This is a genomic window from Bacteroides sp. NSJ-48 (assembly GCF_014287405.1).
In the GTDB taxonomy this organism is placed as follows: Bacteria; Bacteroidota; Bacteroidia; order Bacteroidales; family Bacteroidaceae; genus Bacteroides; species Bacteroides stercoris.
Map to the genome: position 1 here is coordinate 108,217 of NZ_JACOOD010000003.1, position 22,109 is coordinate 130,325.

The window sequence follows — 22,109 nt, forward strand, 5'->3', positions numbered from 1 at the left end:
GCAAGAGAGATTTTGTAATCGCAATGTAATACTTGTTTCATTCCATCGTAACAAAAACGCCGCAATTTTGTCGAAGAAAAGAAATAAAGTTTAACTTTGTAATAAAGAGACTCTGTGCGTCTCTCATTACATTAATTCAGAAATACAATGAACGAATATCGGATTTTAGTAGTAGACGACGAAGAAGATTTATGCGAAATCTTAAAGTTCAACCTTGAGAATGAAGGCTACGAAGTAGATACCGCAAACTCTGCCGAAGATGCTTTGAAAATGGACATCAGTACTTACGACCTGCTATTATTGGACGTGATGATGGGGGAAATTTCCGGATTCAAAATGGCAAGTATGCTAAAGAAAGAAAAGAAAACGGCCCAAATTCCTATCATCTTTATCACAGCCAAAGACACCGAAAATGATACGGTAACCGGATTTAATATAGGAGCAGACGACTATATCTCCAAGCCTTTCTCCTTACGCGAAGTAGCAGCACGCGTTAAAGCCGTATTACGCCGTACCCGGCAAACTGAAACGGAGCGCGCACCTGAACAAATTGCCTATAAATCATTAGTGCTTGATATCATCAAAAAGAAAGTAAGCATAGACGGAGAGGAAGCTCCCCTCACCAAAAAAGAATTCGAAATACTGCTCTTGCTACTGCAAAACAAAGGACGCGTATTTTCCCGCGAAGACATATTGAGCCGCATCTGGAGTGACGAAGTATATGTGTTGGACCGCACTATAGACGTAAACATCACCCGCCTGCGCAAAAAGATAGGAATATATGGCAAATGTATTGTAACTCGCTTAGGATATGGTTATTGCTTCGAAGCCGAATAATGACAGACACTTCCTGTCATTCAGCCGGAAGTTATTTCTTTCGGTAATCTCATTATTTCTTGTCTTTGCAGCCTGTTTTATTGCTTATCAATATCAACGAGAGAAAGAGTATAAAGTAGAACTGCTCGACACGCAACTCCAAGACTATAACGAACGCTTGCAACAGGAGTTGCGAAGTATTCCGGACAGTCTATGGACATCTACTTTAAACCGGTATATAGCCAAAGGCTCATACAGAGACCTTCGTGTCACTATCGTAAATTTACAAGGCCGCGTCCTTTATGACAGTTACAATGAAACTTCCCAAGAAGCATTCAGCAATCACATTGATCGTCAGGAAGTCCAAAAAGCATTAAAGAACGGCAAAGGATATGATTTAAGGCGCACCTCCGAAACAACAGGCATACCCTACTTCTATTCGGCAACTCTCTATCCCCAGTATATCATTCGCTCGGCATTACCCTATGATGTAAACCTGGTAAATAGTCTGGCTGCCGATCCGCATTACCTCTGGTTTACAGCTATTGTTACTTTATTGCTGATATTCGTTTTCTATAAGTTTACATCCAAACTGGGTACGGCAATCAACCATCTGCGGGAATTTGCCAAACGCGCCGATAAAAACGAACCGGTGGAAACCGATATACAATCTGCTTTCCCGCATAATGAACTTGGCGAAATATCCCAGCACATTATACAGATATATAAACGTTTGCGGGAAACCAAAGAAGCGTTATATATCGAACGTGAGAAACTGATTACACACCTGCAGACTTCTCGCGAAGGATTAGGTGTATTTACTAAAGACAAAAAAGAAATCTTAGTCAATAACCTCTTTACACAATACGGCAATTTAATCTCCGATTCCAACTTGCAAACTACCGAGGAGATATTTTCCATTTACGAATTTCAAAAAATCACCGATTTTATCAGTAAGGCACAAAGAAGGCCTTCGGATAAAGAAGAGAAGCGTCTCTCCATCAACATCAATAAAAACGGGCGCATATTCATTGTAGAATGTATCATCTTCCAGGATCTGAGTTTTGAAATATCCATTAATGACATCACACAGGAAGAAGAACAAGTACGTTTGAAACGCCAACTGACACAGAATATTGCACATGAACTGAAAACCCCTGTAAGCAGTATTCAAGGGTATCTGGAAACAATTGTCAGCAATGAAAGCATCCCCCGCGAAAAGATGCAGACTTTCCTTGAACGGTGTTATGCCCAAAGCAACCGGCTGAGCCGTCTATTACGGGATATCTCCGTACTGACACGTATGGATGAAGCAGCCAATATGATTGATATGGAGAAAGTAGACATCAGCATGCTTGTCACCAATATAGTCAACGAAGTATCATTGGAACTGGAAGAAAAGCATATTACGGTAGTCAACGGTTTACATCCCAAAATACAATTAAAGGGTAACTATTCATTACTCTACTCCATATTCCGTAACCTCATGGATAACGCCATGGCTTATGCAGGAACCAATATCTACATCAACATCAACTGTTTCCGTGAGGATGAGAACTTCTATTATTTCAGTTTTGCAGATACCGGAGTAGGCGTTTCACCAGAACATCTGAATCGTTTGTTCGAACGCTTTTATCGTGTAGACAAAGGACGTTCGCGAAAATTGGGCGGTACAGGCTTAGGGCTTGCCATCGTAAAAAATGCCGTCATCATTCATGGCGGAACAATCTCCGCCAAGAATAATCAAGGTGGCGGACTGGAATTCGTTTTTACGTTGGCAAAGGAGAAATAATTTCTTTTATTCATTTTGGTTTGTTACTTTTTTCATTATCTTTGCGATGCATTGGTTTGCCGACTTTTTTCAAAGGAGGCGATTAAAAGGGAATCAGGTGCAAGTCCTGAACAGTCCCGCTGCTGTAAGTTTCACATAATGTTGCAGACAATGAATTCTCTCTCCATGCCACTGGAAACATTTTCCGGGAAGGCAGCCTGCAACAGAAACAAGTCAGAAGACCTGCCATGCATTATCTTATCATTGCTTTCGAGGAAAAAGCGTTGAGTCTAATGAACGGGATAAATTCTATCCAATCATTTCATTCATCAAAACTCTTTCAAAGAAAGTAAAAGAGAATAAACTCTGCCAAGTTTATTTAAATGATGTCCGGCCGAAGTGATTCGCCCGGACATTTGTTTTACAGAAAGTCATCAAAAACATTGTTCATCATCTATAAAATCATTATATTCGGCACATAAAACACAAAAACGGATTTATCCGTTGACCTATTGTCTAACTTATAAAAAATAATCTATGGAATTACCATTTGCCGAATCATGGAAAATCAAAATGGTGGAACCTATTCGTAAAAGTACCCGCCAGGAGCGTGAACAGTGGTTGAAAGAAGCCCATTACAATGTTTTTCAACTAAAATCAGAACAAGTTTATATCGATCTTATCACCGATTCGGGAACAGGAGCCATGAGCGATCGGCAATGGGCCGGTATCATGCTCGGAGACGAAAGCTACGCTGGGGCTTCTTCTTTCTTCAAATTGAAAGAAGTCATTACCCGCCTGACCGGTTTTGAATATGTCATTCCTACACATCAGGGACGTGCTGCCGAAAATGTACTATTCTCTTATCTGGTTCATGAAGGAGATATTATCCCGGGAAATTCTCATTTCGACACAACCAAAGGTCATATCGAAAGCCGAAAAGCAATAGCATTGGACTGTACGATAGATGAAGCACGGCAAACGCAACTGGAAATTCCCTTTAAGGGCAACGTAGATCCTGCAAAGCTGGAAAAAGTATTACAAGAACATCACAGCCGCATACCATTTATCATTGTTACCATTACCAATAACACAGCCGGCGGGCAACCTGTTTCCATGCAAAATTTACGGGAAGTCCGGAATATTGCCGATAAATACAATAAACCTGTCATATTCGACTCCGCCCGTTTTGCCGAAAATGCCTATTTCATAAAGACACGTGAAGAAGGTTACCAAGATAAGAGCATAAAGGAAATAACCAAAGAGATGTTTGCCCTTGCAGACGGTATGACAATGAGCGCCAAAAAAGACGGCATCGTAAATATGGGAGGATTTATTGCAACCCGCCGACAAGACTGGTATGAAGGAGCAAAAGGATTCTGCGTACAATTCGAGGGTTACCTTACTTATGGCGGTATGAATGGCCGAGATATGAATGCACTTGCCATCGGCTTGGATGAAAACACCGAATTTAATAATCTTGAAACCCGTATTCGCCAGATAGAATATCTGGCTAAAAAATTAGATGAATACGGAATACCGTACCAACGTCCCGCCGGAGGACATGCAATTTTTGTAGATGCTCCCAAAGTTTTAACACATGTTCCTAAAGAAGAGTTTCCTGCACAGACTTTAACCGTCGAGCTATATCTGGAAGCCGGAATACGCGGATGTGAAATCGGTTATTTACTTGCCGACCGTGATCCCGTTACCCGTGAAAACCGCTTCAACGGACTGGATTTACTCCGGCTGGCTATTCCACGCCGCGTGTATACCGATAACCACATGAATGTAATAGCCGCTGCGCTCAAAAATGTATATGACAGACGCGAAACAATTACAAGAGGAGTACGTATTACTTGGGAAGCTCCGCTAATGCGTCACTTTACAGTACAATTGGAAAGGCTGTAACTACAAACTCAATGTCAGGACAAAGTCTGAAAACAAATAGTAGTAAATCTGAAAAATCTGTTTCTCCGCCGTACGGTATTCGGCGGCGGAGAACACACCTTGTTCGTCAGGCGTAAAAGGCATTACATGCAAATGTTCCCGAAAATCGACATCGGAAGCGTTCATACATTTAAACATGGTTTCTTTTGCAGACCAGTGAAGCAACAACGACCAGGTTTCCGTACCTTTGAATAAGGATTTTTTTTCATCTTCACGCATGAACTTATGCGCCACTTTCCGTACCCGCTCGCTATAACACTCAATATCAATCCCGACTCTTTTCCCCGGCTCACTTAACAGAACCGCTACATAACCTTTGGTATGTGAAATACTGATGGAAAAAGAGCCGTCTGCCAAATAGGGCCCGCCATTGGAATAATAGTGTATTTCTTTCTCTTCGCCAAGCATTGTATATAGTAATACACGCACAGCCAGCCACTCCAACTTACGAGAAACGGCTGTAAATTTTCCAATGCCCTCTTCATATTTTTCTTTATGAGGAAGTAAAGCAAGCAATTCTTCCAAACTTTCACTTGCTTTCCAGATACCCCACTTGTATGAACTCTCTGTATATTGTTTAAAAACGGGCATTACTTCTCTGTTTCAGAACCCTCCCGTACTGGCTCATTTATTGTAAATTTCACCTTTAAGATACGGCGATTATCCATTTCAAGAACCTCAAATTCATAATAACCATAAGTTACTTTCTCGTGAAGCGCCGGAAATTCCCCTTTCAACTCAAGTAAAAGCCCTGCTAAAGTATCGGCATCACCTGCCACTTCATCAAAAGTTTCTTCATCTATCTTGGTTATCTTATAGAAATCCGTCAGTTGTGTTTTAGCCTCAAACACCCATGTGTGGTCATTGAGTACGGCATAAGTACGTTCTTCATCATCGTATTCGTCACGAATCTCCCCAACAATCTCTTCAATAATATCTTCCATCGTAACAATACCCGATGTCCCTCCGAATTCATCCACCACAATAGCGATATGAATCTTGTTTGCCTGAAAATCACGCAGCAAATCATCAATCATCTTGGTTTCCGGAACAAAGTAAGCCGGACGAATCAATGACTGCCAACGAAAATTATCTCCTTTATTCAAATGAGGGAGCAAATCCTTGATATAAAGCACCCCTTTTATATTGTCACGTGTTTCCGCATAAACAGGAATACGCGAATAAGCGTTCTCCACGATACACTTTAACACATCCTTAAAAGAAGTGCGAATTTCCAAGTCAACCACATCCAGACGCGATGTCATGACTTCCTTAGCCGTTTCACCTCCAAAACGAATGATACCCTCCAATATATTGTTTTCTTCCGAAAGCTCGGCTTTATCTGTCAATTCCAACGCATGAGAAAGCTCATCTACTGATATATTATGATTTTTACGCACAAAATGCTTGTTAAGAAACGAAGTGGAGCGTACCAATATCGACGACAACGGATAGAATATGGAACGGCATGCCATGATACCGGGAGCTGCAAAACGGCAAAATGCCAATGTTTTCTGCGCTGAATAAATCTTCGGCATAATCTCACCGAAAAGCAGCAACAGAAAAGTCAATACAACCGTTAGGATTAAAAATTCCGCAATAACCGAATGGAATTGGAATACATTCATAAAAAAGAAATTACAGAGCATGATAATGGTCACATTCACGAAATTGTTCGTAATCAGTATCGTGGCCAGCAGTCGTTCTGTATCATCCAACAAATTTCTGATTTTCTCATCAGAAGGATGTTTCCCCTCTTCAATAGAATTCAAATCAGACGGCGAGAGTGAAAAAAATGCAATTTCGGAAGCCGAAGCAAAACCGGAAGCAAGCAAAAGCACACCAGCCAATACAATAGCTATAATAGCCGAAACAGAAGGAGTATGTACAGTTATACTGTTAAAAATATCTGCCAATTGGCATAAATAAGCGTCTGGGTCCAAAGATTTTGGTTTTAGTTAAACAATTAGAACGGTAAATCGTCCGTTGGATTATTTTGTGCAGGAGCAGCCTGCGAGTGTGTTGACTGTACAGGAGCAGCCGTTTGTCCGGATATACCTGCCTGCGGTGTAGTTCCGGGCGCTGCGCTTCTTGCAGACAGCATTTCCATGTTATCTACAAAAATCTCCGTTACATAGCGTTTTGCACCGGTCTGATCATCATACGAACGGGTCCGTATTTTACCCTCCACATAAAGTTTGTCTCCTTTATGCACATATTTCTCAGCCGTTTCTGCCAGTCCGCGCCAAAGGACAAGATTATGCCACTCCGTACGTTCAGGAACTTGCGTTCCGTTTGCCAATGTATAGGCACGGTCTGAAGTAGCCAAGGGGAAAGTAGCAACAGCCACACCGGTATCGAGATACCTCACCTCGGGGTCTCTGCCTACATTTCCTAATAATATCACTTTATTTACTGACATACGCTTTCAATTTTAAAATTTGTTGCCAAAATTAGCGAGAATAACAACATCATGCAAGAATACAGCCAACTTTTATAAATACTTCTCCAAAAAAGCATGTACCAAGCGAGATACCGGATACTGCTCCAAATCTTCCATTCTGATACACTGGTATTCCGAAAAAGAACGGGAGTTCTCCGGCAAAACCACTTCATAAAAGTTAGCGTATATCACCCGATGGGACAGCACATGTTTCACATTTCGAAACACCAAACGTACTTCCGGTACCTCTCCTTCCGCTATAAGTGAGCGAAAAGATGCGGATGATAAAAATTCCTCTTCCGATAGATTTCTATCCGTTTCAACCAATAGCAATTCAAACAGGTTTTTCCAAATATCATCAGCCGTTCGTTTATGTATAAAGGTACACGCGCCCATGCGTACATATATATAATTAAAATAACGGTTGGACGTCTTGGTTCTATGTTGCTTCACGGGAAGTTGCATAACCTGTCCTTTCGATAAGGCGGAACAGCTATCCGCCAAAGGACAAAACATACAGTTAGGAGACTGTGGCGTACACTGAATAGCCCCAAAATCCATTATAGCCTGATTATAAGTAGCCGGGCAGGATTTATCGAGCATTTCATCAGCTAAAGCAGCAAAAAGTTTCTTTCCTTCCGTAGAGTCAATAGGCACATCAATGCCGCAATAACGGGAAAGCACACGATACACATTTCCGTCCACTACTGCATAGGGCATATTATAGGCTATGGAACAAATGGCGGCAGCCGTATAATCCCCTACCCCCTTCAAAGCCCGCACTTCCTGATAGCTTTCCGGAAACTTACCGTTCATACTCTTAGCAGCAGCATGCAGATTACGGGCACGAGAATAATACCCCAATCCCTGCCAATACTTCAAGACCTCGTCTTCCGAAGCCGAAGCCAAAGTTCTCACATCAGGAAAACGGCGGATAAAACGAAGAAAATACTCATATCCTTGTACCACTCTCGTCTGCTGCAAAATAATCTCAGAAATCCATATCCGGTAGGGATCAGTAGTGCCTCTCCAAGGCAAATCACGTTTATTATCCGCGTACCAATCCAATAAAGCTTCAGTCAATCTATTCATATATAGTTTCATACCCCAAAAGGACACACATCCTTTTTCAAAAGAACAAAAATACAGTTTTTCAGTCTAACAAAACCTAATGCTTTGACTTTTTTCAAAAAATGTCCAAAATATATTTTTTAGAGCCGCTAAAAAGCTATATATTTGCAGTCCAAAAAATTAGAAAACTATAGTAATAATATTTTTTTTAAGAAAAAAATGACTAAAGCTGATATTGTAAACGAAATTACAAAGAACACCGGAATCGACAAAGTAACAGTGCTTGCAACCGTTGAAGCGTTCATGGACGCAGTGAAGGCATCTTTATCTAAAGATGAAAATGTTTATCTCCGCGGGTTTGGTAGTTTTGTAGTAAAGAAAAGAGCTCAAAAAACAGCTCGTAACATCTCAAAGAACACTACTATCATTATTCCGGAACACAACATTCCGGCTTTTAAACCTGCCAAGACATTCACCATTGCTGTGAAAAAATAATAAACAATTAGTATTAACCCATAAAATTTTGAAGCTATGCCAAGCGGAAAGAAGAAAAAAAGACATAAAATGTCTACGCACAAGCGTAAAAAAAGACTAAGAAAGAACAGACATAAAAGCAAAAAGTAATTTTTAGTCTGAAGGACAAAATAAAGAACAAACTTGTGAAGCTAATTGTCTCGCGGGTTTGTTCTTTGTTTAAGTATCAAACCGGTTCGTCAATGTAAAAAAGATTGATGTACCGGTAAATCTGAACAGAAAACATCTGTATAATAAAAATGTAAAAGCAAATTATTGTGACAAGCGAACTCGTTGTAGACGTACAGCCCAAAGAAGTTTCCATTGCTTTACTCGAAGACAAAAGCCTGGTGGAACTCCAAAGCGAAGGAAGAAACATTTCCTTCTCTGTGGGCAACATGTATTTGGGACGTGTCAAGAAATTGATGCCGGGCCTGAATGCCTGCTTCGTGGATGTAGGTTACGAGAAAGATGCTTTTCTTCATTATCTGGACTTAGGTCCTCAATTTAACTCATTAGAAAAATACGTAAAGCAAACTTTAAGCGACAAAAAAAAGCTTAATCCAATTACCAAAGCAACCATACTTCCCGACCTTGAAAAGGACGGAACAGTATCCAACACACTCAAGGTAGGACAAGAAGTAGTGGTGCAAATCGTAAAGGAGCCTATCTCAACCAAAGGGCCGAGACTGACTTCCGAACTCTCCTTTGCCGGAAGGTATCTTGTATTGATTCCCTTTAATGATAAGGTTTCCGTATCACAAAAAATTAAATCAAGTGAAGAGCGCGCCCGCCTCAAACAACTGCTGATGAGCATCAAACCCAAGAATTTCGGTGTCATCGTCCGCACTGTTGCCGAAGGTAAACGCGTGGCCGAGCTTGACGGAGAGCTTAAAGTTCTATTAAAACATTGGGAAGAAGCTATTGTCAAAGTACAAAAAGCCACCAAATTTCCGACACTGATTTACGAAGAAACCAGCCGCGCCGTAGGTTTGTTGCGCGACTTGTTCAATCCTTCTTTCGAAAACATCTATGTGAACAACGAAGCTGTATTCAACGAAATCAAGGATTACGTAACACTCATCGCCCCTGAACGGGCAGGAATTGTAAAACTGTACAAAGGACAACTTCCTATTTACGACAATTTCGGTATCACCAAACAGATAAAATCGTCATTCGGCAAAACCGTTTCATACAAAAGCGGGGCTTACCTGATTATTGAGCACACCGAAGCGCTTCACGTAGTAGACGTGAACAGCGGTAACCGCATCAAGAATGCCAACGGGCAGGAAGCCAACGCACTGGAAGTGAATCTGGGAGCTGCCGATGAACTGGCGCGCCAATTGCGGCTAAGAGATATGGGTGGTATCATCGTGGTGGATTTCATCGACATGAATGAAGCCGAAAACAGACAAAAGCTTTACGAACGTATGTGTGCCAATATGCAGAAAGACAGAGCACGACACAACATCCTGCCACTCAGCAAATTCGGATTGATGCAGATTACGCGTCAACGAGTACGTCCGGCAATGGATGTGAATACTACGGAAACCTGTCCAACCTGCTTTGGTAAAGGCACTATTAAATCGTCCATCCTCTTTACGGACACTTTAGAGAGTAAAATTGACTACCTTGTCAACAAACTGAAGATAAAGAAATTCTCGTTACACATCCACCCGTATATCGCTGCCTACATCAATCAGGGAGTTCTCTCACTGAAACGGAAATGGCAAATGAAATACGGATTCGGAATCAAGATTATTCCAAGTCAGAAATTAGCATTTCTGGAATATGTTTTCTACGATCCGCAGGGAGAAGAGATTGACATGAAGGAAGAAATCGAAATCAAATAAAAGAAACGGCGAAGTCAGATAAGATACTTCGCCGTTTTTTTTGTTTATCACAGTGCCAGACGGTAGATTTCCTTACTGTCCTGTTTAGTCAGTTTCACATAATTGCCCACAAACTCTCCCTTATTGCGATGCAGGTTATCCGCCAAGCGGTCTATATCGGGATTCTCAATACCCAGTTCCTTAAAGTTAACCGGCAGCCCTATAAAACGGAAAAAGTGTTTCAAACGGGATACACCCGCCAATGCCATCTCTTCCAAATCCTCCGATTCGGGAACACCGAAAACACGGTTGGCAAACCGGGCTATCTTTTTCGGATTATGTCCGGCCACAAAAGTCATCCATGCCGGAACTATTACAGACAATCCGGCGCCATGCGTAACGTTGTAAATCGCACTGACTTCATGTTCCAGAAAATGCGAAGCCCAATCTTCCTCGCAACCCACACCACAAGTCCCGTTATGAGCAATCGTTCCGCACCACATAATATTGGCGCGCGCACCGTAATCTCCCGGATTTTGTTTTATGCGATAAGCTTCTTTAATGATAGCCGTCAGCGTACCTTCACAAAGACAGTCGCTAATCTCCACATCCTGCGTATTAGTAAAATAACGTTCCATGATATGCACCATCATATCGGCAATGCCGCAAGCCGTCTGAAAAGGCGGCAATGTATAAGTCAATTCCGGATTCATAATGGAAAAGACAGGGCGCAACAATTCCGGCACACGCAAGCTTAGCTTTTGCAGGGTATCCACTTTCGTTATCACCGAGTTGCCCGAGCCCTCGCTACCCGCAGCAGGAATTGTCAGCACAACAGCAACTTTCAATGCTTCCGTCACTTTTGCCTTACCTATAAAGAAATCCCAAAAATCGCCCTCATAAGGTACACCGGCAGCAATAGCCTTTGCTGTATCAATTACAGAACCGCCTCCTACCGGGAGCAGTAAATCAGCCTGTTCACGACGGCAAATTTCAATCCCCTCATACACCTTCGTATCCACCGGATTAGGTTGCACACCACCCATCTCGCAATAACGAATACCGGCTTTCTGCAAAGATTGCTTCACTCTGTCCAACAACCCGCTGCGCAGCACGGAACCGCCACCATACACAATCATTACTTTCCGTGCCCCATACTTACCGGCTAAGGCACCGACTTGCATTTCCGTGTCCTTGCCGAATACAAATTCGGTAGGACTATAAAAGACAAAATTATTCATATACCTATAACATAAAAACAGATTAACGCAAATATACGCAGAGTTTCAAGATAAAGAATGCCCCCTGCGTAAATTTGCGTTAATCCACACCTGATAAATTATCCTATATACCGACTGTATCTTTCAAAGAAACGCTTGAATGCTCCCCACTTCATCAACCCTTGTTCAAATACCAGAACCCCCAGCAACGCGCAGGAAATGCCCAACATCACATCAATCAGATAATGATGTCCGGAATAGACAGCCGTCCACCAGATACCCGCCATGATAACAGAGAACAAAGCTATCAGCCATTTCTTGCAACGTCCCATAATAGCGTATGCTACAGCCACCACCATATAAGCCGCATGCAATGAAGGAACAGCGGCAAACACATTGGCGTTCCGTCCATAAATGGAATGAAAGACAGAGCACCCCAACAGTTCGTCAAAGCGCCCCAGTCCCGCTACATTACCCGGAGTATTGAGAACCGGCTCAAAGCCATAATTCATGGCATACCAGGGCGGTGCTGCCGGATGAATATAATATCCGGCAAACCCGATAAGATTTACCAGCAGAAAGACCATGGCAAAGCGAAGATATACCTTGCGTTCGCCTTTCAGATAAAGCCACAGACCGAATGCAATGGGAACAGGAACCCAGCAAAGGTAGAATATACCGGCAAAGAAATCGCCTACCGTACAGTGATTCTGTGCAAAATACTCGCAGGGAATCAATCTTGTCCCATCAATCGAGATACCGAACAAGGACTTCTCCGCCTCATACAATCCCTGCACATCAATAGGATTCACCTCATAGTTGGGATACACCCGCATCCAGTCGTAAGAAATGCCAAAGATGATAAAAGGAAGTAGCGCTACCGCCAATTTACGGGTTGTTTTTCCTGCAAAAAAGAGTATCAGAAACAGTCCCGTCATTAAAAGATGCTCTGTACGCAACCCTATACACACGGCTGTCAGCAACAAGAACAGTGCTGTAAGGACAACAACAGGCAACGCTTCTTTGACAGAAGGAAAAATATCTTTTCTCATTATTGTTTCTTTAATAATTTATAGCAATGCGCAATGCGCGCGAATGCTGTCAGATTAGCAAGAACGGCTATCACGGCCATAGGAACAATCAGTATCAGCATAGGGTCGAACGCCTCGCAATCTCCGAAAATACCACAGAATAAAGCACCAAGGCTGGTCAGCACCACACGCTCGGGACGCTGCATGAAGCCTACTTTACATTCCAGTCCCAATCCTTCGGCACGTGCACGCACATAACTCACCATAAGCGAACCGACCAATGCGACAAAAGTAATCATCGATCCCCACAGATACCCTTGCAAAATCAGATAATAGAAAATACCGAACAGCGTCACCATCTCGCTATAACGGTCGAGCACCGAGTCATACAATGCTCCGAACGTAGAAGACATATTACCTACACGCGCCACGCGCCCGTCCATCATATCAAACAAACCGGCAAAGAGAACAATACCTCCTCCCCAGCCCACATAAGCAAGCTCACCCGGTTTATACATGCCCGCATACACAAATACGCATGCAGCCACGATGTTCATCACCAATCCGGTAGTAGTAATAAAATTAGGCGTAATGCCTACCTTGATCATTCCATGCACAACCGGATTTATAATCTTATAAATCAACTGTTGCAGCCAATCTCTATAATTCATATCAGTTCTATTTAGTCTCTAAAATATTGTCGTATAAATTTCCCGAAATTATGATTACGATATACGAATACCCGTTGCAGATGATAGTTCCAGAAGAACGCCACCAGGATGGCTACGATAATCTTGGACAGGATAAACACATCGTTTATATAATGTCCCAGCAATCCGTCCACCCAGTGCATACCCGTCAGCCACTCGGTCAGGGCAAACGTGCCCCATGTATTCAATAAAATACTACCTCCCCAGACAAAAAGATACTTCAGTGCAACATGCGTCTTTTTGCAGTCGTCCGCATGAAATACCCACCCGTAATTGATAACGCAATTCACCACGCCGCCAACTACAGAGCCCAGAAAAGTAGCATACAAATAAAAAAGTCCGGATAGTTTAACCAGCAGAATGGTCACCAAGAAATCTATGAGACTTGCCACGTATGACGAAAGCTGAGCCTTGATAAAGACCCAAACAGCATGACGCCAGCCTGCAAATCCCGGTTTTCCTTTCAGCTTATCAGCCATCTTACTCCGATTAAGACTACAAAGCTATAAATTCCCGCCAAGATATCGTCCATCATCACGCCAATTCCGCCCGGAAAACTTTCCATGCGACGGATGCCTAACGGTTTGAATATGTCAAACAGACGAAAGAGAGCAAAAGCCCCCAACGCATACCATACATTTCCAGACGGTGCTGCCAGCAATGCAATCCACACTCCTACCATTTCGTCCACCACCACCCGTGACGGATCCTCTCCCCAGAAAGGTTCAAGACGATTGGTCGCCCATACTCCCATTACCGTAAAAAAGAGAATAAGAGCCACCGTCAGCCATATCAGGCATATTTCCGAAACAATGAAAGATATTCCGAACCAGATAAGCACGGCCAGTAAAGCGCCTGCCGTACCCGGAGCGAAAGGAGAAAAGCCCGAACCGAAGCCCGTACCGATGATAACCGGGAAAAAAGAGGGTTTCTTCATTGATAAAAAGTGATAGAATAATAAAAGTGACAAGATAATGCGGTGATAAAGTCATAAAAGTGGTAAGGCAGTAAAGTGATGACATTTCAAGCAGAAACTTGCCAATCACTCTATCGCCTTATCACTTTTATTACCTTACCGTTTTCTTATTTTAGTCCAAATAGCTCGGTGCAGTTTCGCCTACCATATTACGCAGGGTTTCCTTCACCATTCTCCATTGTTGGAACAAGTCATGTACCGGTTCGTGTTCAAAGTCGTGCATCGGGCTCTTGCAGAAGAATGACAGCCAAGTCTGGATACCGCACATACCGGCACGCAGAGCGAGGTCACTGAAGATAACTAGGTCGAGTGCGATAGGAGCTGCCAGGATAGAGTCGCGGCACAGGAAGTTAACCTTGATTTCCATCGGATAACCCATCCAGCCGAAGATATCGATATTATCCCATGCCTCCTTGTTGTCCTTACGGGGCGGGTAATAGTTGATACGTACTTTGTGATATACATCACCGTACAAATCGGGGAATTTTTCGGGTTCGAAGATATTGTCGATAACGGACAGCTTGCTGACTTCTTTGGTCTTGAAGTTTTCCGGTTGGTCAAGCACTTCACCGTCACGATTACCCAAGATATTGGTAGAGAACCATCCGCTTACACCCAGCATACGGGTCTTGAACATCGGAGCAAGTACAGTCTTCATCAAAGTCTGACCGCTCTTGAAGTCTTTACCGGCAATAGGCACATTCATCTTCTTGGAGAATTCCCACATAGCCGGAGTATCTACGCACAGGTTAGGAGCACCCATGATGAACGGAGCACCTTCTGCGATTGCAGCGTAAGCGTAGCACATGCTCGGAGAAATAACTTCCGTATTGTTTTCCTTCATTGCCTTTTCCAAAGCAGCGAGCGACTTGTGCTCTTCTGCCAGAGGAACATAAATTTCAGTACTTGCAGCCCACAACACGGCGATACGGTCGCAATTGTTGTTTGCCTTGAAAGTGCGGATATCCTCACGCAACTGCTCTACCATGTCCCAACGTGTAGCTGCATTCTTGATGTGCGTACCGTTCAGACGTTTTGCAAAATTGTGGTCAAAAGCGGCAGGCATAGGTTTGATGGCCTTCAACTCATCTTTTACGAGGTTCAAGTCCTTTTCCTTCAAAACCTCTGCATACATTGCAGCTTCATACGCATCATCAGCGAAAATGTCCCAACCGCCGAAGACGATGTCGTTCAAATCAACCAAAGGCACTATATCCTTAATCAGATGTTCTTTGCCGTCCTGCATACGCATAGTAGCCATTTGTGCGATTGAGCCTATAGCTTTTGCCAACCCCTTACGGGCTGCTAATGTACCTGTAATCATAGTGGTTGCAACCGCACCACCTACTCCGACTACCAGTACGCCTAAACGACCGGTTGCCGGCTTAATGTTTTCTTTCATTGCCATTGAATTATTTTAGTTTAAAAAATTGCTCAAATTTAGGGTATTTTACCCAATATAGATTAGTCTTTTTATCCGATTTAATGCTCTGTTAGTAAGATTTAAGTTAAAATGTCATGTGCAGACTGATTCTAAGCCCGGATTTATCTATATTCGGTAAATCGCGGTAAGTCAAACGCCATACATAATCCACCCGGAGCACTTTCAAAATGTTCTCAATGCCTACCCCTACCTCCACGTACGGAGTGTGTCCCATAGTAGTGCTTCCTACCGGAAAGGCAAACAACCCTTCACTGAATTCCGGATTGTTCTTGTCGCTCAGATTTCCATAAATTCCCCGACAGGACAACACTTCGCGCCATTTCAATTTTTTCAACAACGGAATACGGTTGAAGAGAAAACCGTTCAAAAAATAAGTCACATCCCACGAGGCATATTCATCGTTCATAAATTCCATTGCATTCATCAGCGAGTAAGACTCCGGCTGAATGGTATAGGACAAGTTGGCATTGGGAATGATAAGCAGCGGAAAAGGAACTTTATTCCACACCTTACCGGCTTTCAGTATGACGTCCGTATAGCCGAAAGCCGAGAACCAGAAACGTTTCTGAAATCCTGCCTCCGTATAATGATAGGTATAGTCTCCACCCAGCACTCCTTTGGTGGCCATGGTATGCGTCAGCGTAAATACCGGAGCATCCAAAGATACCGGAAAACGATTCCACTGTGTCTGAAAGAACTTCTCATTAGGAGCATAACGCAGTTTAAGTTCCAGTTCACTGGTCGAAATACTTTTTACAAACGACTTATCTTCATCCTGCCTGATGAAAGGAATGAGATGCGAAGATTCATCTTTCCGCAGACGTGTGGTTACTTGAAAGGAGAAGCCCGAATGAAACTCGTTCGTATACGTCAGTTCCGCTTTCCGCTGATAGCCGATACGGTCGTCCTTCTGGCGTTTCAACGCCAAAAAAACGTTATCCTGACTGGTATAGAGATAATGTTGCCCATACTGGTTGACATCGGACAAATAACGGAATTTGAGCGAATGAATCGGAAACTCATTGGCATATTCCTTTTTCCTATGGAAAGAATATTCCAGTTCCGCCAACCCCTTCACACGTTCGTCGCGGAAACCGTACGCCACATATCCCCTGCCGAACAAATGCGGATTAAGCCATGCCGTTGTCATCCCACCGGCACGCACACGCACTCCTTCCAGCGCATTACCGCTGATGGTGGTGTTCATCATACCGATATAGAACAAAGGAGCTTTCTCCTTAGGTGCGGGAATATATCCGGTAAACAGCACCTTCAGCACCTTCTCCGTCCAATAATAAACCGGATAACTACGCAGTTGCGCCATCATCTTGTCTACGGAAGTCTCTTTCTTACTCACTTCCGCAAGGCGGTTGGCATCCCAGTAAGCATCTGAATGAGCGGAAGAGTCCATACCCTCAATCACCTTCTCGGGTTTTCGGAACGCCTGCAAGGCATCGGCGGTGGGTTCGTAAGCATAATTCTGGTAATAAACATCCCGTTTGGCATAGATGCCGTCGCTGTTGTCCACCAATTTGAATTCCGTCGTGATACTTTCATTCATAAGTTGCCTTGTACCGTCTTCCGCACGGTCGAAGTCCTGTTCTATCTTCATGTAATCCACAAAGTTCAGATTGATTTTCTGAGGAAAGTTCATCACTACGCGACGCACGAAATACGTACTGTCCAGCATGACGTACAGATGCCCCGTAAAGCCGAACGACTCGGAGTTGAAAGGTACGAAAGTCAAGTCCACGCAAGGCTTTCCGGCAACGGTCAGCGTATCCATCAGATAGTATTTGTAGAACGAAGGGCCTAAAGAAGATAACGGACTGACAAACTTATTGGTAAACAGCGTTATGTTGTTCTGATAAATATCCACGTCCGTCATAGTAACGCTGATGGCCTGCTCCATCCCCTGCTGTGACAGCATTTCGTCCACTCCCGCCTGCCGCCGCGCCTTCACCCATTGCTTTTCGCTGTGCGGCGACTTACGGTAATAATCCGTAGCCAGCAACTCGCGGTTGGACACCGCCAGTACCGGTTTTCCCGTCACGGCGGAAGTATCCACATAATCGGTCAGGAACTTGAACTTGCGGTACAGCCACTTCTGCTGCTTCACACTGTCAAAGTTGTTAATGGCAAACGTCATTTTCTCATAACGCTCGCGCTGCCAGAAGTCGCGCTCATCCGGAGAATAATCATCCCGGTGCTCTATCATCTTCCGCACAAACTCCACAGCCGGATTGTTTTTCTTCTTGTAGCGCTCGCGTTTCGGTTTCACCACCACTTCATTCAGGGCATAAGTGGTGGGGGCAAGCGCCACTTTTATACGCTCCCCGCGTGCCGGATGAATCAGCCGGATGTATTCATTATAGCCCACGGCCGAGATTACCAGCCGTGCTTCCGGGCGATAGGTCTTGAAGGAAAATACCCCCTTGTCATCAGTCATCCCCCCCTCTGTGGTTCCTTTCAGATAGACCGAGGTATATGGCAACGGCTCCCGTGTCAGCGAATCCGTGACAACACCTTGCACTATATATTGCGCCCTCACAGGAAGTGCAATTATCTGCAACAGCAGAAATACCCTAATAAACAACCTCATACCTTACCCATCTATCATTCAGTGCGCAAAGGTACGGAAGAAAACTTTTTCTAAAAGTCCGGTTTTGCGGAATAAATGTTCTAAAAAACCACTTTTATTCAAAACACTTCCCGTTAAAACCCGTTGTATAGCGAATACGACTTACAAAAGACGTACAAACCGACCTAAATACTTAATTATGGAATGGATTTTCAACCAACTCAGAGAACGTCCCGAATTAGCCATTTTCCTCACCATTTTTCTGGGGTTCTGGCTGGGTAAGCTGCGTATCGGCAAGTTTACTTTAGGAACCGTCACCAGCGTGTTATTGGTAGGCGTAGTGGTAGGACAACTGAATATTGCCGTACCCGGCCCGGTCAAGTCAGTGTTTTTCTTGCTGTTTCTGTTTGCCGTAGGCTACAAGGTAGGCCCGCAGTTCTTTCGCGGACTGAAAAAAGACGGATTGCCCCAAGTGGCTTTTGCGGTGCTGATGTGCGTATCTGTTTTGGGAGTAACCTGGCTGCTTGCCCTGCTCATGGGATATAACATGGGAGAAGCCGCCGGATTGCTTGCCGGCTCACAAACCATATCGGCCGTCATCGGCGTGGCCGAAGATACAATGGCAAACATGGGACTGGACGAAGCGCAACGGCAGAGCTACGTCAACATCATCCCCGTATCCTATGCCGTAACCTACATTTTCGGTACCGCCGGCTCGGCTTGGGTGCTATCGTCCATCGGACCGAAAATGCTGGGCGGACTGGATAAGGTGAAAGCCGCCTGCAAGGATTTGGAAGTCCGTATGGGCAACTCTCAGGCAGACGAACCCGGCTTCATTCATGCCGCACGCCCCGTCACTTTCCGCGCCTATCGCATCGAAAACGAATGGTTCAAAAACGGGAAAAGGGTCATAGACCTTGAAGTGTACTTCCAGCAACAGGACAAGCGTCTGTTTGTGGAACGGATACGCAAGGCAGGCATTATCCGCGAGGTCAGCCCCAACGTGCAACTGGAAATAGGGGATGAAGTCGTACTAAGCGGACGCCGGGAATACGTTATCGGCGAAGAGGATTGGATAGGACCTGAAATACAAGACCAGCAGCTATTGGACTTCCCCGCAGAAAAACTGCCCGTCATGATTACCAAAAAGACCTTTGCCGGAAAGACCGTTTCGGCCATCCGCAACGAGAAGTTCATGCACGGTGTCAGTATCCGCAGCATCAGGCGTGCGGGCATCGACATCCCCGTCATGGCGCAGACCACCGTAGATGCCGGCGACGTGGTAGAGGTAGTGGGAACCAGGCAGGAAGTGGAAACAGCCGCCAGACGTTTGGGCTATATAGACCGTCCTACCAATCAGACTGATATGATTTTCGTAGGGCTCGGCATCCTTGTAGGCGGGTTGTTCGGTGCACTATCCGTCCACATCGGCGGCGTACCAATCAGCCTGAGCACCAGTGGCGGAGCGCTGATAGCGGGATTGCTCTTCGGCTGGCTGCGCAGCAAGCATCCCACTTTCGGACGCATTCCCGAACCGTCGCAATGGGTACTGAACAATGTAGGGCTGAACATGTTTATCGCCGTAGTAGGCATATCGGCAGGTCCCGGTTTTGTACAGGGATTTCACGATGTGGGTATCAGCCTGTTCCTTGTAGGCGCAGCAGCCACCACTTTCCCACTGATTATCGGGTTGTTGCTTGCCAGGTATCTGTTCAAGTTTCATCCGGCCATCGCATTGGGATGTTGTGCGGGCGCAAGGACCACTACGGCAGCCCTCGGAGCCATACAGGATGCCGTAGAGAGTGAAACGCCTGCGCTGGGTTATACCGTGACGTATGCCGTAGGCAACACCCTGCTGATTATATGGGGAGTGGTTATCGTCCTGCTGGTTTAATGCCCTGAAGGCTTAAAGCAGATTACCTAATAAGTAAAAACTGTTTTCAAGCTTACTAAAATCTTTCCGTCCGACAGCTGTCGGACGAAAATTCAACAATTGTCGGACGATAATTCAACAGCTGTCGGACGAATTGAAAACAATTATCGGACGAATAGATTTTAGCATACCTGGAATTAGTTTATGCTGACTGTCACTTTTATTATAACGCTTTTTAAAAACTAAACTTCAGATTATATGGATACAAAACTTTTAGAAAAGAAGATGGAGAATATCAGTCCCTTTGAACTGAAAAACCGTCTTATCGACATGGCAGATGAAAGCCTGAAAAAGACCGCCCGTACCATGTTGAACGCCGGGCGCGGTAATCCCAACTGGATTGCAACCACTCCACGCGAAGCCTTTTTCCTTCTGGGAAAATTCGGATTGGAAGAATGCCGTCACGTCATGTTTCTCCCCGAAGGCATCGCCGGCATCCCCCAAAAACAAGGTATTGCCGCCCGCTTTGAGCAATTCCTCAAAAGCAATACCTACCAGCCCGGAGCCAAACTGCTGGAACAAACCTACCACTACATGCTGATGCAGCATGCCGTAGACCCCGACAGCCTCGTACACGAATGGGCGGAAAGCGTCATAGGCAACCAATATCCTGTGCCCGACCGCATCCTGCAATTCACCGAAATGCTGGTATGCGACTACCTGAATCAGGAAATGTGCGACAACCGTCCGCCTCGCGGAGCTTTCGACCTGTTTGCCACCGAAGGCGGAACGGCTGCCATGTGTTACATCTTCGATTCGCTGCAAGAGAATTTCCTGCTGGACAAAGGCGACGGCATCGCCCTCATGGTTCCCGCCTTTACACCTTATATAGAAATTCCCCAACTGGACCGTTACCGGTTCAAGGTGACCGAGTTGCATGCCAACCGCATGAGCAAAGACGGGCTGCATCTGTGGCAATACAGTGACGAGGATATAGACCGGCTGAAAAATCCGGCCATAAAGGCTTTGTTTGTCACCAACCCGAGCAACCCGCCCAGCTATACGCTCAGCCCCGAAACAATGGCGCGCATCGTAAACATCGTAAAGGAAGACAATCCCAACCTGATGATTATTACGGACGATGTGTACGGTACTTTCAGCCCGCATTTCCGCTCGTTCATGGCAGAAATTCCGTACAATACGCTTTGCGTATACTCTTTCTCCAAGTATTTCGGCGCTACCGGCTGGCGCAATGCCGTCATAGCGCTGCACGAATACAATGTATTCGACAGACAAATATCCCGATTGCCGAAAGAGAAGCGCGAAGCCCTCAACCGCCGCTATGCCACGCTGACCCTGCATCCCCAAAAATTGAAGTTCATAGACCGCATGGTAGCGGACAGCCGTCAGATAGCCTTGAACCATACGGCAGGACTTTCATTGCCTCAACAGATGCAGATGAGCTTATTCGCCGCCTTTGCCCTGCTGGACAAAGAGAACAGCTACAAGCAGAAAATGCAGGAAATTATCCGGCGCCGCTTGCAGGCTCTTTGGGACAATACCGGGTTTACGTTAGTGGAAGACCCTTTACGGGTAGGCTATTATACGGAAATCGACATGCTGGTATGGGCCGAAAAGTTCTATGGAGATAAATTTGTGGAATACCTCAAAAAAACGTACAGTCCGCTGAACGTAGTATTCCGCCTTGCTCAGGAAACATCTTTAGTGCTTCTGAACGGTGGCGGCTTCGACGGGCCCGAATGGAGCGTACGTGCTTCCCTTGCCAATCTGAACGAGAGCGATTATGTTACAATCGGCCAGGGAATCAAGCGGATATTGGATGAGTACGCGGAAGAATGGAGGAAAATCAGAAGTTGA

18 protein-coding genes and 1 riboswitch are annotated in these 22,109 nt (G+C 44.7%); of the genes, 7 read left to right on the top strand and 11 right to left on the bottom strand.

Annotated features, from left to right (window positions below; all coding sequences use genetic code 11):
* Nucleotides 1-147: 147 nt before the first annotated feature.
* From H8S52_RS02460 to H8S52_RS02470, 3 genes are all read left to right on the top strand, one after another.
* Complete coding sequence (locus tag H8S52_RS02460) at nucleotides 148-837, top strand: response regulator transcription factor (RefSeq protein ID WP_117985860.1); 690 nt, start codon at nucleotides 148-150, stop codon at nucleotides 835-837.
* The gene (locus H8S52_RS02465) at nucleotides 812-2,608 is read left to right on the top strand and encodes a cell wall metabolism sensor histidine kinase WalK (RefSeq protein ID WP_117907134.1); all 1,797 of its coding nucleotides are present in this window, start codon (nucleotides 812-814) and stop codon (nucleotides 2,606-2,608) included. The genes H8S52_RS02460 and H8S52_RS02465 overlap by 26 nt, the downstream gene beginning before the upstream one ends.
* A 35-nt stretch (nucleotides 2,609-2,643) precedes the next feature.
* Nucleotides 2,644-2,853: riboswitch (cobalamin riboswitch) on the top strand.
* Between the two features lie 271 nt (nucleotides 2,854-3,124).
* Entirely contained in the window at nucleotides 3,125-4,498 is a 1,374-nt protein-coding gene (locus H8S52_RS02470; RefSeq protein ID WP_117907133.1) for a tryptophanase, read from the top strand.
* Here H8S52_RS02470 and H8S52_RS02475 read toward each other — a convergent pair whose 3' ends face one another.
* The 4 genes from H8S52_RS02475 to mutY form a co-directional block, all read right to left on the bottom strand.
* Nucleotides 4,499-5,128, bottom strand: coding sequence for a 4'-phosphopantetheinyl transferase superfamily protein (locus H8S52_RS02475; RefSeq protein WP_117954409.1), 630 nt, complete (start codon nucleotides 5,126-5,128; stop codon nucleotides 4,499-4,501).
* Entirely contained in the window at nucleotides 5,128-6,480 is a 1,353-nt protein-coding gene (gldE, locus tag H8S52_RS02480; RefSeq protein ID WP_060385210.1) for a gliding motility-associated protein GldE, read from the bottom strand. Before gldE ends, H8S52_RS02475 begins: the two co-directional genes overlap by 1 nt.
* 23 nt (nucleotides 6,481-6,503) lie before the next feature.
* On the bottom strand, nucleotides 6,504-6,959 hold the full coding sequence (locus tag H8S52_RS02485) for a single-stranded DNA-binding protein (protein ID WP_005654815.1): 456 nt from the start codon (nucleotides 6,957-6,959) through the stop codon (nucleotides 6,504-6,506).
* Between the two features lie 72 nt (nucleotides 6,960-7,031).
* Nucleotides 7,032-8,072, bottom strand: coding sequence for an A/G-specific adenine glycosylase (gene mutY / locus H8S52_RS02490; RefSeq protein WP_181987277.1), 1,041 nt, complete (start codon nucleotides 8,070-8,072; stop codon nucleotides 7,032-7,034).
* 144 nt (nucleotides 8,073-8,216) lie between these two features.
* Between mutY and H8S52_RS02495 the strand changes: the two genes are divergently transcribed.
* Both H8S52_RS02495 and H8S52_RS02500 read left to right on the top strand, forming a co-directional pair.
* Complete coding sequence (locus tag H8S52_RS02495; RefSeq protein WP_005654813.1) at nucleotides 8,217-8,546, top strand: HU family DNA-binding protein; 330 nt, start codon at nucleotides 8,217-8,219, stop codon at nucleotides 8,544-8,546.
* A 296-nt stretch (nucleotides 8,547-8,842) separates the two neighbouring features.
* Nucleotides 8,843-10,417, top strand: a complete 1,575-nt coding sequence (locus H8S52_RS02500; protein ID WP_005654811.1) for an Rne/Rng family ribonuclease — start codon at nucleotides 8,843-8,845, stop codon at nucleotides 10,415-10,417.
* Nucleotides 10,418-10,464: 47 nt separating this feature from the next.
* Here the strand turns inward: H8S52_RS02500 and H8S52_RS02505 are convergent, their stop codons facing one another.
* From H8S52_RS02505 to H8S52_RS02535, 7 genes are all read right to left on the bottom strand, one after another.
* On the bottom strand, nucleotides 10,465-11,637 hold the full coding sequence (locus H8S52_RS02505; protein WP_117954412.1) for an iron-containing alcohol dehydrogenase: 1,173 nt from the start codon (nucleotides 11,635-11,637) through the stop codon (nucleotides 10,465-10,467).
* Between the two features lie 98 nt (nucleotides 11,638-11,735).
* Nucleotides 11,736-12,668: a phosphatase PAP2 family protein gene (locus tag H8S52_RS02510; protein WP_117985856.1), complete on the bottom strand. Its 933-nt coding sequence runs from the start codon at nucleotides 12,666-12,668 to the stop codon at nucleotides 11,736-11,738.
* The gene (locus H8S52_RS02515) at nucleotides 12,668-13,318 is read right to left on the bottom strand and encodes a CDP-alcohol phosphatidyltransferase family protein (protein ID WP_117985855.1); all 651 of its coding nucleotides are present in this window, start codon (nucleotides 13,316-13,318) and stop codon (nucleotides 12,668-12,670) included. The genes H8S52_RS02510 and H8S52_RS02515 overlap by 1 nt, the downstream gene beginning before the upstream one ends.
* Before the next feature lie 11 nt (nucleotides 13,319-13,329).
* On the bottom strand, nucleotides 13,330-13,836 hold the full coding sequence (locus tag H8S52_RS02520; protein ID WP_005654807.1) for a GtrA family protein: 507 nt from the start codon (nucleotides 13,834-13,836) through the stop codon (nucleotides 13,330-13,332).
* On the bottom strand, nucleotides 13,821-14,294 hold the full coding sequence (locus H8S52_RS02525; RefSeq protein WP_022103494.1) for a phosphatidylglycerophosphatase A: 474 nt from the start codon (nucleotides 14,292-14,294) through the stop codon (nucleotides 13,821-13,823). The genes H8S52_RS02520 and H8S52_RS02525 overlap by 16 nt, the downstream gene beginning before the upstream one ends.
* Nucleotides 14,295-14,445: 151 nt before the next feature.
* The gene (locus H8S52_RS02530; protein WP_016661357.1) at nucleotides 14,446-15,735 is read right to left on the bottom strand and encodes an inositol-3-phosphate synthase; all 1,290 of its coding nucleotides are present in this window, start codon (nucleotides 15,733-15,735) and stop codon (nucleotides 14,446-14,448) included.
* Between the two features lie 106 nt (nucleotides 15,736-15,841).
* The gene (locus H8S52_RS02535; RefSeq protein ID WP_186909279.1) at nucleotides 15,842-18,379 is read right to left on the bottom strand and encodes a DUF5686 and carboxypeptidase-like regulatory domain-containing protein; all 2,538 of its coding nucleotides are present in this window, start codon (nucleotides 18,377-18,379) and stop codon (nucleotides 15,842-15,844) included.
* 178 nt (nucleotides 18,380-18,557) lie between these two features.
* Between H8S52_RS02535 and aspT the strand changes: the two genes are divergently transcribed.
* Nucleotides 18,558-20,252 carry an aspartate-alanine antiporter gene (gene aspT, locus H8S52_RS02540; RefSeq protein ID WP_186909280.1) on the top strand — a complete coding sequence of 565 codons (1,695 nt, stop codon included), beginning with the start codon at nucleotides 18,558-18,560 and terminating at the stop codon, nucleotides 20,250-20,252.
* Nucleotides 20,253-20,489: 237 nt separating this feature from the next.
* On the top strand, nucleotides 20,490-22,109 hold the full coding sequence (gene aspD, locus H8S52_RS02545; RefSeq protein ID WP_186909281.1) for an aspartate 4-decarboxylase: 1,620 nt from the start codon (nucleotides 20,490-20,492) through the stop codon (nucleotides 22,107-22,109).

Excerpts from the sequence above, each read along its gene's own strand:
- H8S52_RS02470 (WP_117907133.1), top strand. The coding sequence starts at position 3,125 with ATGGAATTACCATTTGCCGAATCATGGAAAATCAAAATGGTGGAACCT.
- H8S52_RS02510 (WP_117985856.1), bottom strand. The coding sequence starts at position 12,668 with ATGAGAAAAGATATTTTTCCTTCTGTCAAAGAAGCGTTGCCTGTTGTT.
- H8S52_RS02475 (WP_117954409.1), bottom strand. The coding sequence starts at position 5,128 with ATGCCCGTTTTTAAACAATATACAGAGAGTTCATACAAGTGGGGTATC.
- H8S52_RS02535 (WP_186909279.1), bottom strand. The coding sequence starts at position 18,379 with ATGAGGTTGTTTATTAGGGTATTTCTGCTGTTGCAGATAATTGCACTT.
- H8S52_RS02530 (WP_016661357.1), bottom strand. The coding sequence starts at position 15,735 with ATGAAAGAAAACATTAAGCCGGCAACCGGTCGTTTAGGCGTACTGGTA.
- aspT (WP_186909280.1), top strand. The coding sequence starts at position 18,558 with ATGGAATGGATTTTCAACCAACTCAGAGAACGTCCCGAATTAGCCATT.
- mutY (WP_181987277.1), bottom strand. The coding sequence starts at position 8,072 with ATGAATAGATTGACTGAAGCTTTATTGGATTGGTACGCGGATAATAAA.
- H8S52_RS02460 (WP_117985860.1), top strand. The coding sequence starts at position 148 with ATGAACGAATATCGGATTTTAGTAGTAGACGACGAAGAAGATTTATGC.
- H8S52_RS02525 (WP_022103494.1), bottom strand. The coding sequence starts at position 14,294 with ATGAAGAAACCCTCTTTTTTCCCGGTTATCATCGGTACGGGCTTCGGT.
- H8S52_RS02505 (WP_117954412.1), bottom strand. The coding sequence starts at position 11,637 with ATGAATAATTTTGTCTTTTATAGTCCTACCGAATTTGTATTCGGCAAG.
- H8S52_RS02520 (WP_005654807.1), bottom strand. The coding sequence starts at position 13,836 with ATGGCTGATAAGCTGAAAGGAAAACCGGGATTTGCAGGCTGGCGTCAT.
- H8S52_RS02515 (WP_117985855.1), bottom strand. The coding sequence starts at position 13,318 with ATGAATTATAGAGATTGGCTGCAACAGTTGATTTATAAGATTATAAAT.
- aspD (WP_186909281.1), top strand. The coding sequence starts at position 20,490 with ATGGATACAAAACTTTTAGAAAAGAAGATGGAGAATATCAGTCCCTTT.
- H8S52_RS02485 (WP_005654815.1), bottom strand. The coding sequence starts at position 6,959 with ATGTCAGTAAATAAAGTGATATTATTAGGAAATGTAGGCAGAGACCCC.
- H8S52_RS02465 (WP_117907134.1), top strand. The coding sequence starts at position 812 with ATGGTTATTGCTTCGAAGCCGAATAATGACAGACACTTCCTGTCATTC.